The 11,585-nt window shown below is 72.4% G+C and carries 19 protein-coding genes; all 19 read right to left on the minus strand.

Annotation, left to right across the window (positions count from 1 at the left end; genetic code table 11):
• Positions 1-30: 30 nt before the first annotated feature.
• Entirely contained in the window at positions 31-648 is a 618-nt protein-coding gene (locus IE269_RS39685) for a hypothetical protein (RefSeq protein WP_189828204.1), read from the minus strand.
• 2 nt (positions 649-650) lie between these two features.
• Positions 651-1,391, minus strand: coding sequence for an Lsr2 family DNA-binding protein (locus IE269_RS39690; RefSeq protein WP_189828205.1), 741 nt, complete (start codon positions 1,389-1,391; stop codon positions 651-653).
• A gap of 10 nt (positions 1,392-1,401) precedes the next feature.
• Positions 1,402-1,626 (minus strand): hypothetical protein, encoded by a 225-nt coding sequence (locus IE269_RS39695; protein WP_189828244.1) that lies wholly within the window; start codon positions 1,624-1,626, stop codon positions 1,402-1,404.
• Positions 1,627-1,728: 102 nt separating this feature from the next.
• Entirely contained in the window at positions 1,729-2,007 is a 279-nt protein-coding gene (locus IE269_RS39700) for a hypothetical protein (protein WP_189828206.1), read from the minus strand.
• On the minus strand, positions 2,004-2,447 hold the full coding sequence (locus IE269_RS39705; protein WP_189828207.1) for an ASCH domain-containing protein: 444 nt from the start codon (positions 2,445-2,447) through the stop codon (positions 2,004-2,006). Before IE269_RS39705 ends, IE269_RS39700 begins: the two co-directional genes overlap by 4 nt.
• A complete protein-coding gene (locus IE269_RS39710) occupies positions 2,444-3,121 on the minus strand; it encodes a GGDEF domain-containing protein (protein ID WP_189828208.1) in 678 nt (225 codons plus the stop codon). Before IE269_RS39710 ends, IE269_RS39705 begins: the two co-directional genes overlap by 4 nt.
• 93 nt (positions 3,122-3,214) lie before the next feature.
• Positions 3,215-3,505, minus strand: coding sequence for a hypothetical protein (locus IE269_RS39715; RefSeq protein ID WP_189828209.1), 291 nt, complete (start codon positions 3,503-3,505; stop codon positions 3,215-3,217).
• 161 nt (positions 3,506-3,666) lie between these two features.
• Positions 3,667-4,680, minus strand: a complete 1,014-nt coding sequence (locus IE269_RS39720) for a hypothetical protein (RefSeq protein ID WP_229898525.1) — start codon at positions 4,678-4,680, stop codon at positions 3,667-3,669.
• Positions 4,677-5,651 (minus strand): ATP-binding protein, encoded by a 975-nt coding sequence (locus IE269_RS39730; protein ID WP_189828211.1) that lies wholly within the window; start codon positions 5,649-5,651, stop codon positions 4,677-4,679. The genes IE269_RS39720 and IE269_RS39730 overlap by 4 nt, the downstream gene beginning before the upstream one ends.
• Positions 5,648-6,220: a hypothetical protein gene (locus tag IE269_RS39735; RefSeq protein ID WP_189828212.1), complete on the minus strand. Its 573-nt coding sequence runs from the start codon at positions 6,218-6,220 to the stop codon at positions 5,648-5,650. The genes IE269_RS39730 and IE269_RS39735 overlap by 4 nt, the downstream gene beginning before the upstream one ends.
• Positions 6,221-6,664: 444 nt before the next feature.
• A complete protein-coding gene (locus IE269_RS39740; protein ID WP_189828213.1) occupies positions 6,665-6,967 on the minus strand; it encodes a hypothetical protein in 303 nt (100 codons plus the stop codon).
• 43 nt (positions 6,968-7,010) lie between these two features.
• Complete coding sequence (locus IE269_RS39745; RefSeq protein WP_189828214.1) at positions 7,011-7,388, minus strand: hypothetical protein; 378 nt, start codon at positions 7,386-7,388, stop codon at positions 7,011-7,013.
• Positions 7,389-7,553: 165 nt separating this feature from the next.
• Entirely contained in the window at positions 7,554-8,039 is a 486-nt protein-coding gene (locus IE269_RS39750) for a hypothetical protein (protein WP_189828215.1), read from the minus strand.
• 416 nt (positions 8,040-8,455) lie between these two features.
• Positions 8,456-8,878, minus strand: coding sequence for an RRQRL motif-containing zinc-binding protein (locus IE269_RS39755; RefSeq protein ID WP_318299696.1), 423 nt, complete (start codon positions 8,876-8,878; stop codon positions 8,456-8,458).
• A gap of 242 nt (positions 8,879-9,120) precedes the next feature.
• Positions 9,121-9,363, minus strand: coding sequence for a hypothetical protein (locus tag IE269_RS39760; RefSeq protein WP_189828217.1), 243 nt, complete (start codon positions 9,361-9,363; stop codon positions 9,121-9,123).
• A gap of 109 nt (positions 9,364-9,472) precedes the next feature.
• Positions 9,473-9,736, minus strand: coding sequence for a hypothetical protein (locus tag IE269_RS39765; RefSeq protein WP_189828218.1), 264 nt, complete (start codon positions 9,734-9,736; stop codon positions 9,473-9,475).
• Between the two features lie 62 nt (positions 9,737-9,798).
• On the minus strand, positions 9,799-10,605 hold the full coding sequence (locus IE269_RS39770) for a hypothetical protein (protein ID WP_189828219.1): 807 nt from the start codon (positions 10,603-10,605) through the stop codon (positions 9,799-9,801).
• A 181-nt stretch (positions 10,606-10,786) separates the two neighbouring features.
• Positions 10,787-11,320: a DUF6197 family protein gene (locus IE269_RS39775; protein WP_189828220.1), complete on the minus strand. Its 534-nt coding sequence runs from the start codon at positions 11,318-11,320 to the stop codon at positions 10,787-10,789.
• Between the two features lie 67 nt (positions 11,321-11,387).
• Positions 11,388-11,576, minus strand: coding sequence for a hypothetical protein (locus tag IE269_RS39780; RefSeq protein ID WP_189828221.1), 189 nt, complete (start codon positions 11,574-11,576; stop codon positions 11,388-11,390).
• Between the last annotated feature and the right edge of the window lie 9 nt (positions 11,577-11,585).

Below are 11,585 nucleotides of genomic sequence, written 5' to 3' on the forward strand. Positions count from 1 at the left end.
CAGGGGTGTCGGTGAAGCTCGGGGTGGGGGTCAGGTGCGCCGCGGGCGCAGGCGGAGGAGCAGGGCGGCGAGCCGTCGCCTTCGGGCCGGCGGCGGCTGCTCCTGGGGGTGCGGGGCCGGGTTTTCGTAGGCGTGGATCAGGTCCTCCAGGTCGCGGGGGTCGTCGGCGATGCCGACGGCCTGGCCGGAGGTGTGCCAGATGTGGCTGGTGCCGGTGTCCGGGGCGTGCCAGACCTGGTAGGCGCCGTACCGCTCGATCCGTCCGTGCTCGGAGAGGCCCGCGGGTCCGAGGTCGTCGGTGCTGTCGGCGTGGTCAACGTCGGTGCCGGACTCCAGGACCTCAAGGGCGGTGACGTCGAGGAAGAGTCCGTCCTCGGGGTGGTGGGGCAGGCGCAGGCTGCCGGTGACGCGCACGAGGTCGCAGGTGCCGAGCGTCAGGGCGTCCTGTGCGAGGCCGCCCTGTGCGCGGCAGGGGAGGACGAGTTCGTCGACGCGTTCTTCGGTGGGGGAGACCACGAGTTGGAAGTGGGCGACGCCGTCACGGAGATTGACGGGCGGGGCCTCGTCATCGAGGGCGTCGGCGGTGAGGACCTCGTCGTCGAGGAACCCGTCGAGGACGACGGTGAGTGTGCGTTCGGGGGTGCTCATGGTCAGCTCGCCTTCGCCAGGGTGAGGGTGTGGTGGGCGGCGGTGTAGGCGTCGACGATCCGCTGGGGGAGCTGGCCTCGGGCGGCGACCTCGTGTCCGTTGACCTTCGCCCACGCCCGGATCTCCTCGCGGCCCACCCCGTCCGGCAGCGGTGAGGCGGCAGCCGGGGAGGTGGTGGTGCGGGTAACGGCCTTGACCGCCCGCAAGGCGTCTTCTGCCTGCCGGAGTTCGGCCTGCAGGGCGGCGACGCGTTCCTGCGCCGCTGTTTCGGCGTCGTCCGCCTGGCGGCGGGCGGTGAGCTCCTCGATGTCGGCCCGGATGCGGTCGGCCTTGCGCCGGACGCTGGCCGCGTTGTGCTGCTGCGCCCAGGCGAGCAGGTCCTCCAGTCCGCCGGTGAGGACCGGGGTGCCGTCCTGGGCGGCGGCAAGGAGCGGTATGAGGTCGTCCTCGCCGATCCCGGTGTACCGGGTGATCTCGGGGAGGGGGGTGCCGGTGGCGTGGAGGGACACGGCCACCGCCTGCTGCGCGGTGAAGGCCGGGGTCGGGGTCGGCATGAGGTCTCCGTTCGTGGTGAGCGAGAGCGTGAGCGTGGCGGGGATGCCCAGGGCGTCCAGGAGCAGCGTCAGATCGTCGCGGCCGTGGGCGTGGTGGGCGGTGGTGCGGCGGGCCGCGGTGACCTGCTCCGGGGTGAGGGGCGTGGGGGTGAGCTGGTCGGCCGCGAGAGAGTTCCTGATGGGGCGCATCGTGGTCTCCCTAGGTGTGCGGGCCGCGCAGGGCGGCCAGCAGGAGTTCGCGGTTGTGCTGCTGTTCCTGCGGGGTGAGCGGGCGGCACTTGGACCGGCGCGACCACAGCGGGTGCGGCGACGGCAGGGGATAAGCCAGGTCCGCCTCGATGACGGCGGCCGCCGTGGACGGCGTCCGGGTCGCCGGGAGGCCGGGGACCTCGGACCGGGCGGCGGGGTGGGTTTCGGGGTGCATGGTCAAGGCGCTCCTTGAACGTGCGAAGGTGAGGGAGCCCCGGGGAAGGTCCGGCTGGCCACACGGCTGGTGACGGAACGGACGCCCCGGGGCATTCCTGTGTCAGGCGTGGCCGGTGTCGCGGCGCTTGGCCTGGACGTCGTTGGCAAACCGTCCGAGACGGGCCTCGACAGGGTTCTCAGCGACCCAGGATTCGGCGCAGACCTTATGGACGGCCTCCCCGGAGTGGGCGCGCATGGGCGTGGGCCGCAGGCACAACGTGCAGGGGCGGTCCTGCCAGGAGTCGAAATGGCGGGAGTCACGCCAGTCCAGCAGCCCGCCCGGGGCCGGAACGGTGCCCGGCTCGAACGGCTGCGCCTTGCTCTTCCTGCGGCTGGTCACGGCCGCAGGTCGGGCAGCTGCTGAAGCACCTGTGTGAGCAGGTCCTCCGAGGGCTTCCAGAGACCGAGGCGCCCGAGAGCGGGGACGGGCAGGGCGAGCTCCTGGACGTCACGCAGAACCAGATGGACCGCTCCGAGCTCCGACCACGGCGTACAGGGCGGGACCCCGTCGGCGTCCCGGTGGCAGTCGATCAGCCGGGCCACGCTGACCACGGCGCCGGTCACCAGCTCGCGGCCGCGCACCGTGGTGGCCACCAGCGGGTGGCGCAGAGCGGGCCGGTCGAGGCTCTGGCTCGCGTGCAGCAGCAGGAGCCCGCGCCACGGCCACTGGTCGCGGCCCCTGTTCTCGACCGTCTTCTGGCCGGTCAGGATGGCAGTGACCCAGGGCTGCTTGATGCTGATCGCCCGGATCCAGTCCCCCTTGGGGAGTGGGGTGTTCATGCTGCTCGCCCCCACTGGTGCGTGCCCGGCCTGCCCGCACGACGACCGTTCACGGACCGTGTGGAGGCGTGGACGGGTGTGGCGAGGACGGCACGGCCGGAGTGCTTGCCGTCGTACAGGGCGGCGTCGGCGGCCCTCTGCAGGGCGGAGAGGTCACGGGTGTCGAGCGTGTCCGTGGCTGCCGCGCCGACGGAGGCCCCGACGTTGATGGGCCAGCCGCCCGGCAGGGTCACCGGTGTGGACAGCAGTGTGACGAGCTGCTGCAGACGCTCGTGGCGGTCCTTGGCGGGGAGGGCCAGGACGAGCGCGAATTCGTCGCCCCCGAGCCTGCCGATCGCCGCGTGCGGGCCCGCCCACGTGGTAAGGCGGGCCGCGGTCTCCGCGAGGGCGGTATCGCCCGCGGCGTGCCCGTGGCGGTCGTTGATGGTCTTGAGGTGGTCCTGGTCGATGAGGACCACGGTGGTCTCGTGGCGGTGGCGGCGCAGGATGCGGTGGGCGCGGGCGGTGTAGGCGTCGCGGCGCAGGAGGCCGGTGAGCGGGTCGCGGCTCTTCGCGGCCAACTGCCGGTGCAGCACAGCCGCGTGTACGGCCCACCCGGTCAGGGGAACGGCGGCGGTGGTCAGGAGGAGAGCGCGTTGCCCGATGCGGGCGTAGGCGCGCAGGACGGAGTCCATACTGGGGTTTCTCCCTCTCGTCTTGTACGAGGTGGGTGGGCCCGGGGCAGGCGGTTGGGTTTGAGACGCACGGTCGCCTGTCCCGGGGCAGAGCTACTTGGGGTTGAGCAGGTTGACCGGGTTCCTCCAGCGGCTGGTCTTCGCGGCGGGCCACTCCAGCTCCCAGCCGGACCGCAGCCCGTGTGCTCCCCACTCCCCGGCCTGCATGCCGGGGATCTTCTGTCCGGTCTGCTGCGCGGCGAGCGCGGCGTCGTACGCCTCCCGGGCGCAACGCAGGGCCGCGGTGGGGGAGTCGGCAAGTCCGATGAAGACGTGCACACCGGTGGCGTCCGGGATGTTGGCGTGGTGTATCGGGACGTCGACCTCGTAGTGGGGCAGGGGCATGACGTCCATCTCCCTTCGTTGTGCTTGGTCCTCGTGAGGTGAGGGACCACCGCGACCGCCCCGGCCCCGGCCGGGTGGGCGGGGTCGGGACGGCACGGAGCGTCCGTCAGCGAAGAGGCGATCCCTCCCCGGATATGTCCGGGGAGGGATCGGGGATCAGATCAAGCGGCTGCGACCGCAGCAGAGGAGTCGAGGCCGACGCCGCGCAGCGCGTCGAGGATGTACGGCTCGAAGCGGTTCTGGTGCTGGGCGGCGACCGCGAGGCCGGTGGCGCGGCTGTAGGCGTAGCAGCGCGCCATCATGCTGGCGTCGGTGTCGGCGAGGGTGTGGTCGACGGTGTCGCGGGCGAGGTGTTCGATCCAGGTCTGGGCGGCCGACTCGCGGTGGTTGTGGGAGACCGACATGGCGAGGGAGTCCGCCCACCGGCCGCTGCCGCAGGTGGGGCCGCCGCACTGCTCCCAGTTCCACTTCCGGTTGCTCATGCCTTCGGGGTCGGCGTCCCAGTCCGCCGCCCAGCGTGCGGCCCGCTCGGGGATCTCCTGCTGCACGACGCTGACAACGTCGCGGCCGCAGGGCCCGAGGGCAAGGTGAGGGTCGGTCTCTTCGAGGACGCGGATCTGGTGGGAGAGCAGCCGGTAGGGGTAGTAGCGCTGGCTCCAGTTACCGGTCTCGCCCAGCGGCTCCACGCTCCACAGCCGCACCGGCCAGGTGACGGGCCAGATGCCGGTGTCCTCCAGGACCTCACCGACGCGCTTGACCATGCGGAAGTAGGAGAAGCGGCTCTCGTCGTACCACTTGGCGCGGCAGGGGTTGGGGTGGTCGATGACCTTGCCGACGTGGGCGGCGAGGTTCACCGGGGTCCCGGCCTGGCGGGACATTTCGATGATGCCGTCGGCGGGGGTGGCGATGTACCAGGTGACGGGCTTGCGGGGCATGCGGGCCTCCGAGAAGGGGTGCGAGCGGCCGGGCCGCTCATAACTGGATGTTGATCTGGCGGCGCGGGTCGCCCGCGCTGGTGTGGACGGTGCGGCGGTGCGGCGGTGCGCGGCGAGGCCGGCGCTTCCGCCCTGGATCGGGAGGTGGCAGTCCGGGCACCCGTGCGCCCACTCGTCCCCGGCCGGGAGGTCGGCCGGGGTGAGCGGGTGCGGGTGCGGGCCGTCGGCGGCGCGGCTCACTCGCGGACCGCGTCCGCGAATTGGGCTTCCAGGTCGGCGCGGCCCTCGGGGTCGTCGTCCCGGTCGTGGTCGTCGGCCTCCTGGTCGACATCGTCGGCACCGCCGTGCACGGTGCACACGATGTCCTCGTCGTGGTCCAGGTCGCCGTTCAGTGCGCGGTACAGGCAGGTGACGCTGTAGGCGGGCACCCATGCGGAGCCGGTGCACTGGTCGTCGTACGGGCAGGGCACCGCGACGTCGAATCCGATGTCACCCTCGCCGTCCACGTCGGAGCGCAGAGCAAGGGTGAGGTACTGCTGACCCAGGCGGATCTCCGCGACGCGGTCGCCGCCAGCGGCGTCCGACTCGGGCTGCCACCGCCACAGCGGCAGGATCTCGTCGCCGAACGTGCGGCGTACGATCAGCAGCTCGCCCAGGCCGTCGCCGCCGTCCAGCCCGAGGTCGGTGTTGCGGGTCTCGCTCAGATGTCGCAGGTACGGCGTCAGCCGGTACAGGCTGCTGGCGGTGACGATCTCGAACCCTTCGGCCGTCAGGGACCAGTGCGAGGCAACCATGTCCCGGCGCTGCTGCAGTACCACGTCGTCCGGGACGCGGCGGTTGGGCCGCCGGGATTTCTGCCGTTCCACGCACACCGTGCCGGGGGCGGTGACCATGACCGCGACGGGTGTCATGTCGTGCCGCCGGGCGGCGGCGAGCAGCGGTTCCCTGGCGGTCTGGGTGACGTTGGTGGCGTCGATCACGGTGAAGAGGCGTCGGCGCATCCGTGCCTCCAGGAGCAGGTGCAGGGCGGCGACGGCGTCCCCGGTCGCGTCCTGGTCGCCTGCGTCGTCGCTGACGGTCTCGCGCAGGGCGTCCAGGGACAGGACCTGGGAGGCGGGCCAGGTGCGGGCGAGCGTGGTCTTCCCGGCGCCGGAGGGACCGATGAGGACCACGAGGCTGTGTTCGGGGATCTGCGGGCATAGCAGGTTCATCCGGATTGTCCTTGCGCGTAGGGGGCGTGAGCAGCCCGGGCGGTGTGGCGCGGAAGGCCGGTCAGGTCAGGGGCGGGGGCCTCACCGCTGTTGGTGTCGTCGCTTGCGGCGAAGCCGGTCTCGCACAGGAAGGCGTCGTCGTGACGGACACCTTCGGGCCACAACCCTGCACACGGGCGGTTGTCGAGAATGGCGTGGCCCTGCTCGGCAATCAGGCGCCGCCACCAGGCGAAGGGCCGTTCCTCGTACGGGACTTGGCGGGGACCCTCGCAGATCGGGCTGGTGGTGCATGCCGCCAGTGCGCCCGGCACGGCGCGCCCCTGGGGGTCGGCGACCGTGCCGAGGGCCCCGATAGTGACGAAGGTGAGGCAGCGGGCGCAGTGGCAGTGCGCACGCCACACGCTGCCCGTGGTGTGGGCGCCCCAGGACGGCCAGTGGCCGGGGCGCACGATCCATCCCTCGCGTCGGGCGCGGCGTGCGATGTCGCGGCAGGACATGCAGTACCGGGTGGGGGCGGGCCCGCCGTGCTTGGTAATCATTCGTTCGTAGAGGGCGCGGGTGGGTGGCATCCGCCAGTTGATCCAGGCCGCTCCGTAGCCCCCAGTCGGGGCGTCCGCGGCTGTCGCGTTTCGGCAGCATCTGCGGCCCGGTGGAGGCATCGAACGCCACCTCGTGCAGCGGGTCGTCGTGGGGTGTTTCGGCGGACCAGGCGGTCTGCGGCAAGTAGCCGACGATGGCAGCAGCAGCGTGCTCGGCCTCCGCGCGGCTGTAGTACGCGAAGCAGGCGACCTCGCGACCGGCAGGGGTGGAAACATGCCAGGACTGTGCCCCCTCGTATGCCTCGTGCTGCTGGTGCGGCAGATGGTGCTCGGGGTAGGGCTTGGACCAGCCGGAGTGGACCACGAGCCCGCCGGGCTGGAGCCAGCCCGTACCCGGAGCCCGTTCCACGTCCCTGGGCTCAGCGGGCGTGAACTCCACTTCCAGCGGCACGGTCAGAGTGCGGGTCCTGCCGGTCACTGGGTCGCCGCCATCCGTACTTCGGCGATCGCGATGCCGTACGTCCCGCACGAGCCGCAGCAGTAGTCACGGGGCGGAACAGAGGAGCCGTCGACGCGGACCCAGCCGCGCCGGGGCGGGCGAGTCCCGGCGGCGTCCTGGCCGCAGTCCTCGGTGGGGCAGTCCCGTCCGACCGGGAGACTCGCCGCCTGGCGGCCCACGCCGCGCAGGCCGCCGTTCCACTCCTGCTGGGCCGTGGTCGCGGTGCGCTTCGCGGAAGAGCCCTTGCGTGTGCCTGCTGTCTTGCCGATGACGCTCACGCGTCATCACCTCCCTGCTGATCGGGGGCGGATGGGGTGGGGTTCAGTGATCGGCCGCGCGGGCGGTGGTGGCGCGGGCGGCGGCCGCGAGCAGGGCGCTCTGTTCCTGCCCGTTTCGTACGGCGTCTTCCAGGCGGGCGATGAGGTCCGGGGCCAGGCCGCGGTTGCGGGCTCCGGTGAGGACGCCGTCGAGGTAGACGAGGTCGTCCAGGAGGCGGCCGCGGATGTCCAGCACGGCGGGCTGCACGGCCAGTTCGGTGGTGTTCTTCTCGGTGGCGAGGCGTACGTGGTCGGCGGCCTGCGCGTACGCGGACTGGGTCTGCGCGGTGAGCAGGGCCTCGACGTCGGCGCGGTCGTCGTAGGCGCGCCGCCAGCCGAAGCGGGCAGCGGCGTAGTCGATGAGGGAGTGGCGGGTGGGCACGGATGACCTCCACTGGGGTATCAGCCGCCCGGTCNTGGCGGGTGGGCACGGATGACCTCCACTGGGGTATCAGCCGCCCGGTCTGTTTGGCCGGGGCGGTCACCGCCCGGCCCCGTCACCGGGTCCGCGTGGGGTGGTGGCGGGGCGGGACGGTGACCGGCCCGGTCAGTTCCTCACCCGCAGCGGGATGCTGGCGCAGTGCGGGCCGCTGGTGTCACTGCTGTGCCAGTAGTGCCCGTTGGTCCGGCGCAGGCCCCGCAGGACCTCCATCAGATCGCCTTCGTGCTCCAGGTGGAAGGAGACGTAGCCGTCCGTGCAGCTGCAGGGCACGAGCAGGGTGAGGACGTCGTCGTAGTCGGCGCCGCTGCGGGTGGTGTGGTGCAGCCACAGCCCCTGGCCTAGGACTGCGACGGCGCTCGGCTCGATTCCGTTCTCACGCAGGGCGGGATAGCCCGTCCAGTCACATTCTTCGAGCGTCTCGTTGAGGGTGTGGGGGTACATGCGGAAGATGTGGTCCGCTGCTCCCGTGGTGGCGCCCTCTCGCTCTTCCGCCTCCGTCTCCTCGCGGGTGGCGTCGACGATGTCGAAGAGGATGGCCAGCGGGAACACCTCGCGAGCGAGGCCGGCGGGCAGGGTGACGGGGTCTGTCACAGGAACTCCTTGAAGTGGCCGTCCGGTCTCGGCTGACCGGGCGGGCACCGCGCAGCCCCACCGCTGGGGCGGGGCTGCACGGTGCGCGTCCGCATCGCGCTACCGAGGGCTTTTGGTGGTGAGCAGGGCGAGGGCGGCGGCCGCGGTGTCGGCGAGCGTGGTGAGAACCGGTGCGCCGTGGCCCGGCGTCCTCGACGTGCACGCGCGGCAGGACGAAAACGTGTCCGTCGTTCACGCCGCCTCGATGCGGGCGGATCGCGGGGGCGTCCGGCCATTCGCGGACGATGGTGGCCGGGGCCTGCCCGGCGGCGATGTCACAGAAGGTGCAGCTCATGTCGGGAATCCTTCGTGGTGCGGCAAAGTCACCGGGGCGGCCGGGCACGTCGCCGGCGGCCGCCCCGGGAATCAGGGGGGTGTCACGCGGCCAGCCGGTGTCCCGGGGTGGCCGCAGGGGTGACGTAGGTGTCGAGGCTGGGCTCGTAGCCCCGGGCACAGGGGTCGCAGCTGCCCTGGGTACGCAGGGGGAGGCAGAACCAGTACCTGCGCTCGCATTGGGGGCAGGTGGATCGTGCGGCCATGGCCCGGTCCAGGGCCCATTCCTGCGCGAGCGACGGAACGCGCTTGGGCTTTGCCAGGTCGACGCGGAGCAGGAAGCCGCGGGTGGGGTGGCGGCAGCACCACTGCGGACGGAGCGCGCAGAGCTTGCAGCGCAGAATCGCGACCGGACCGTCGTTGTCGCCGGGGCTCAGCTGCATCTCCCGTAACTGCCTTCTGGTCACGAGCCCTTTGGGGCAGTCGGCGCGGTCGAACTCTGGCAGGGCGGCATCCTCGCGCGGCACCCGGACAACGTCCCGGCGGGGTCGCTTCCCCCGGCGGGGCATCACCGGCCCCAGGAGTCGGGAAGGCGGCAGGGCCGGGCCGGGTAGCGGGGGCCGGGGCGGGCGGGGCGGGGGCGGCCGATGCGGCGGCGGGGCCGGGGCACGAGCACGGGGTTTCCTCCTGGCGCGGTGGGTGGGCAGCGGTGCGCCCCGCCTGGATGCTGCTCGGGTTCCGGCGGGGCGCGGTGAGAGAAGAGCTCGGGTCAGGTGAACAGGTCGACCGTCTGCTGGGGGCGGGGCGTGTGCGGGGTGGGAGTGGGGGTGCCGGGGGTGGTGTGGCCGGGCCTCGGGGAAACCGGGGCCTGGCCGCCGGGGCCCTGGGTGCCGAGGTAGAAGCCGACGAGGAGTCCGGCTGCGAGAAGGACCTGGTGGCGGTGGGCGCGCCACCAGGTGGGCGGTGCGGGTTCGCTCAGGACACCGATGATCTTGGGTGCTGGCTTCGCCAAGACCGTGCTCCTTCAGGGGAGTAGAGGGGTGAGGTGGTGCGGTGGCCGGGCGGCCTGCCTGGATCTCGGCCGCCGCGAGGGGCGGCCGAGATCCAGGCAGGGCGACAGGTCAGGAGGTCAGCGAGCCGGTACGGCGGGCCTGCCGAGCGCGCCAGCGGCGGGCGCGGTGCTGGCGCATCCGGTCCAGCCGGGTGGGGTGGGTGTGCCGCCAGGCGCTGAGGTCCATTTCATGGCGATCGGCGAAGGCCCGGCTGGCTCCGCAGATGCAGGCCCAGGCGTACGGCTCGGGGCGGGTGTCGTCGCGGGTGGCGGTGGCCTTGGCCTGGGTGCCGTCGTGGCGTCCGTGGTAGGTGCCGATCCAGAACTGGGTCATAGAGGCGGTCCGTTCGGGTCGTGGGCGTGCCATATCGGACACATCCGAGGTGGCGGGCGGGCTCAGTGCTGGAGCTGGTGGACGTTGTCGGGGGTGTCGTCGTCGGGCGCGGACGCGGAGGCGGGGAGATGGATCTCGGGCCGGATCTCGATCTGGGGCTGGAACGCCGGAGCGAGCGGGAGGAAGTTGTTGACGACCGGGCGCAGGCTCCAGCCGCGCAGGGCGAGGGTGGAGGCGAGAGTCCAAGCGAGGACGGCGATGCCGGCGGCGACGGTGCGCCCGTCGGCCGGGGCCGCGGACCACACGGCCAGGACGCTTACCGCACCCCAGCAGGCCCAGGTGATGCGGGCGCCGGTGCTGCCGAGGAACCCGCCAGCCAGGCCGAACAGACCCACGAGTTGCCAGAACGCGTAGACGGCGGACCCGCTGACGCTGAGACCCACGCTGTGCTGGTCGATGTACGACCGGATCGGGTTGTCGACCACGCCCCACAGCTCGCCCACCGCGCTGGTACCGGCCCGGGTGGCAGGCATCGAGTCCGCCAGGCGGCTCAGGGCGGCGCCGAAGATGTCGCCCGCGGTGTCGAGCAGGATGAGGAGCGCGCACACCCCGGCCAGCACGAGCAGCGCCTTGATCCAGCGGGCCACGCCGTGCCACCCGGCCTTCGGGACCAGACGCAGTTCCTCCCACCGCCCGTAGAGGAAGCCGCCCTGTTCCCAGGAGGCTTCCCACCCGGCGCGCAGCCGGGCAAGACGCGTGGTGCCGGTGTCCTTGTCCAGGCTGTTGTCCTTCGTCGGGGGCGTCTGGTGGAGCAGGTCGAGGAAGCTCGGGTTGTTCTGGCCGTTGACGGGCTTGTCGTCGGACTGCATGGCGAAGGTGCTCCCTTGGTCGAGTGGGCATGGTGGCCGGTGTGGGGAGGTGTTGCCGGGGCCGGTGGCGCGGTGGTGCGCACGCCAGGCGGGTCTTTACGGCGTAAAGAAGGCCGGACGGCCTGGCCCGCCCCCGACCGCGACGGGTTCGGGTGCGAGGCAGGTGGTCCGGAGCAGGGGTTCAGAGGAGGCGGGCGTCGGCGAGGCCGGCAGCCTTGTCGAGCATCCGCAGCGGGATGCGGCCGCTGACGAAGCCGTCGTTGAAGGACGGCACGGAGTCGACGTCGCCGCCGAACTCGCGGCCGATCGCGTCCATCAGGATCTGAAGGCCGCGTGAGGCGAGGCTCTGGTCGCCGTGGGCTTCGTGGTGGATCGCGCCGTACAGGCACCGGGCGCCCTCCGCGTCGACCAGGGCGCCGGTGCACCAGCCGTCGATGAGCAGCCGGTGGTGCGCACGCTGCAGGAGCGCCGCCACCGGCGTTGCGTACGGAGCGGGGGGCTCGAGGGTTGGGGTGAGCGGGAGGGCGACGACGTCGCCCAGGTCGACCGGCACGGTGGGAATGTGCGCGGTGTTGACCTCGTAGGCGACGGCGGCCGCCTCCAGCCGGACGGTCATCGCCGCGTCCGTGGCGGCCAGGCGGGCCTCCAGCGACAGCGCGGCGGGCGGCGCGCTCGTACGGTCCGGCAGGGGCGGGGCGTGGGTGGGGTGGGGCATCGGGGCTCCTCGGGAGGCGTCGGTGATGCAGGGGGTGGCGGCCGTCGACGCGGGAGGCCGGACACGGTCAGAAGCTGGAGATCCAGCCGGTGATGCCGCTCATCGCGCGGGTGATGTAGGGCCCGGCGCCGGAGGAGGCGAGGAAGAACCCGAAAGCGGCGCAGGCCAGGGCGTGCAGGAGGCGTACGGAGCCGCCCCGGATGAGGACGGCCACGACGATGGCGAGCAGGAGAACGAAGGAGATCGATACGGCCACGAGCTGCGG

The sequence above is a fragment of the Streptomyces spiroverticillatus genome, assembly GCA_014650415.1.
GTDB lineage: Bacteria > Actinomycetota > Actinomycetes > Streptomycetales > Streptomycetaceae > Streptomyces > Streptomyces spiroverticillatus.

Coding starts and splice junctions, on each gene's coding strand:
- IE269_RS39685 (WP_189828204.1), bottom strand. CDS start 648: ATGAGCACCCCCGAACGCACACTCACCGTCGTCCTCGACGGGTTCCTC.
- IE269_RS39690 (WP_189828205.1), bottom strand. CDS start 1,391: ATGCGCCCCATCAGGAACTCTCTCGCGGCCGACCAGCTCACCCCCACG.
- IE269_RS39695 (WP_189828244.1), bottom strand. CDS start 1,626: ATGCACCCCGAAACCCACCCCGCCGCCCGGTCCGAGGTCCCCGGCCTC.
- IE269_RS39705 (WP_189828207.1), bottom strand. CDS start 2,447: ATGAACACCCCACTCCCCAAGGGGGACTGGATCCGGGCGATCAGCATC.
- IE269_RS39710 (WP_189828208.1), bottom strand. CDS start 3,121: ATGGACTCCGTCCTGCGCGCCTACGCCCGCATCGGGCAACGCGCTCTC.
- IE269_RS39715 (WP_189828209.1), bottom strand. CDS start 3,505: ATGCCCCTGCCCCACTACGAGGTCGACGTCCCGATACACCACGCCAAC.
- IE269_RS39730 (WP_189828211.1), bottom strand. CDS start 5,651: ATGAACCTGCTATGCCCGCAGATCCCCGAACACAGCCTCGTGGTCCTC.
- IE269_RS39735 (WP_189828212.1), bottom strand. CDS start 6,220: ATGCCACCCACCCGCGCCCTCTACGAACGAATGATTACCAAGCACGGC.
- IE269_RS39765 (WP_189828218.1), bottom strand. CDS start 9,736: ATGACCCAGTTCTGGATCGGCACCTACCACGGACGCCACGACGGCACC.
- IE269_RS39770 (WP_189828219.1), bottom strand. CDS start 10,605: ATGCAGTCCGACGACAAGCCCGTCAACGGCCAGAACAACCCGAGCTTC.
- IE269_RS39775 (WP_189828220.1), bottom strand. CDS start 11,320: ATGCCCCACCCCACCCACGCCCCGCCCCTGCCGGACCGTACGAGCGCG.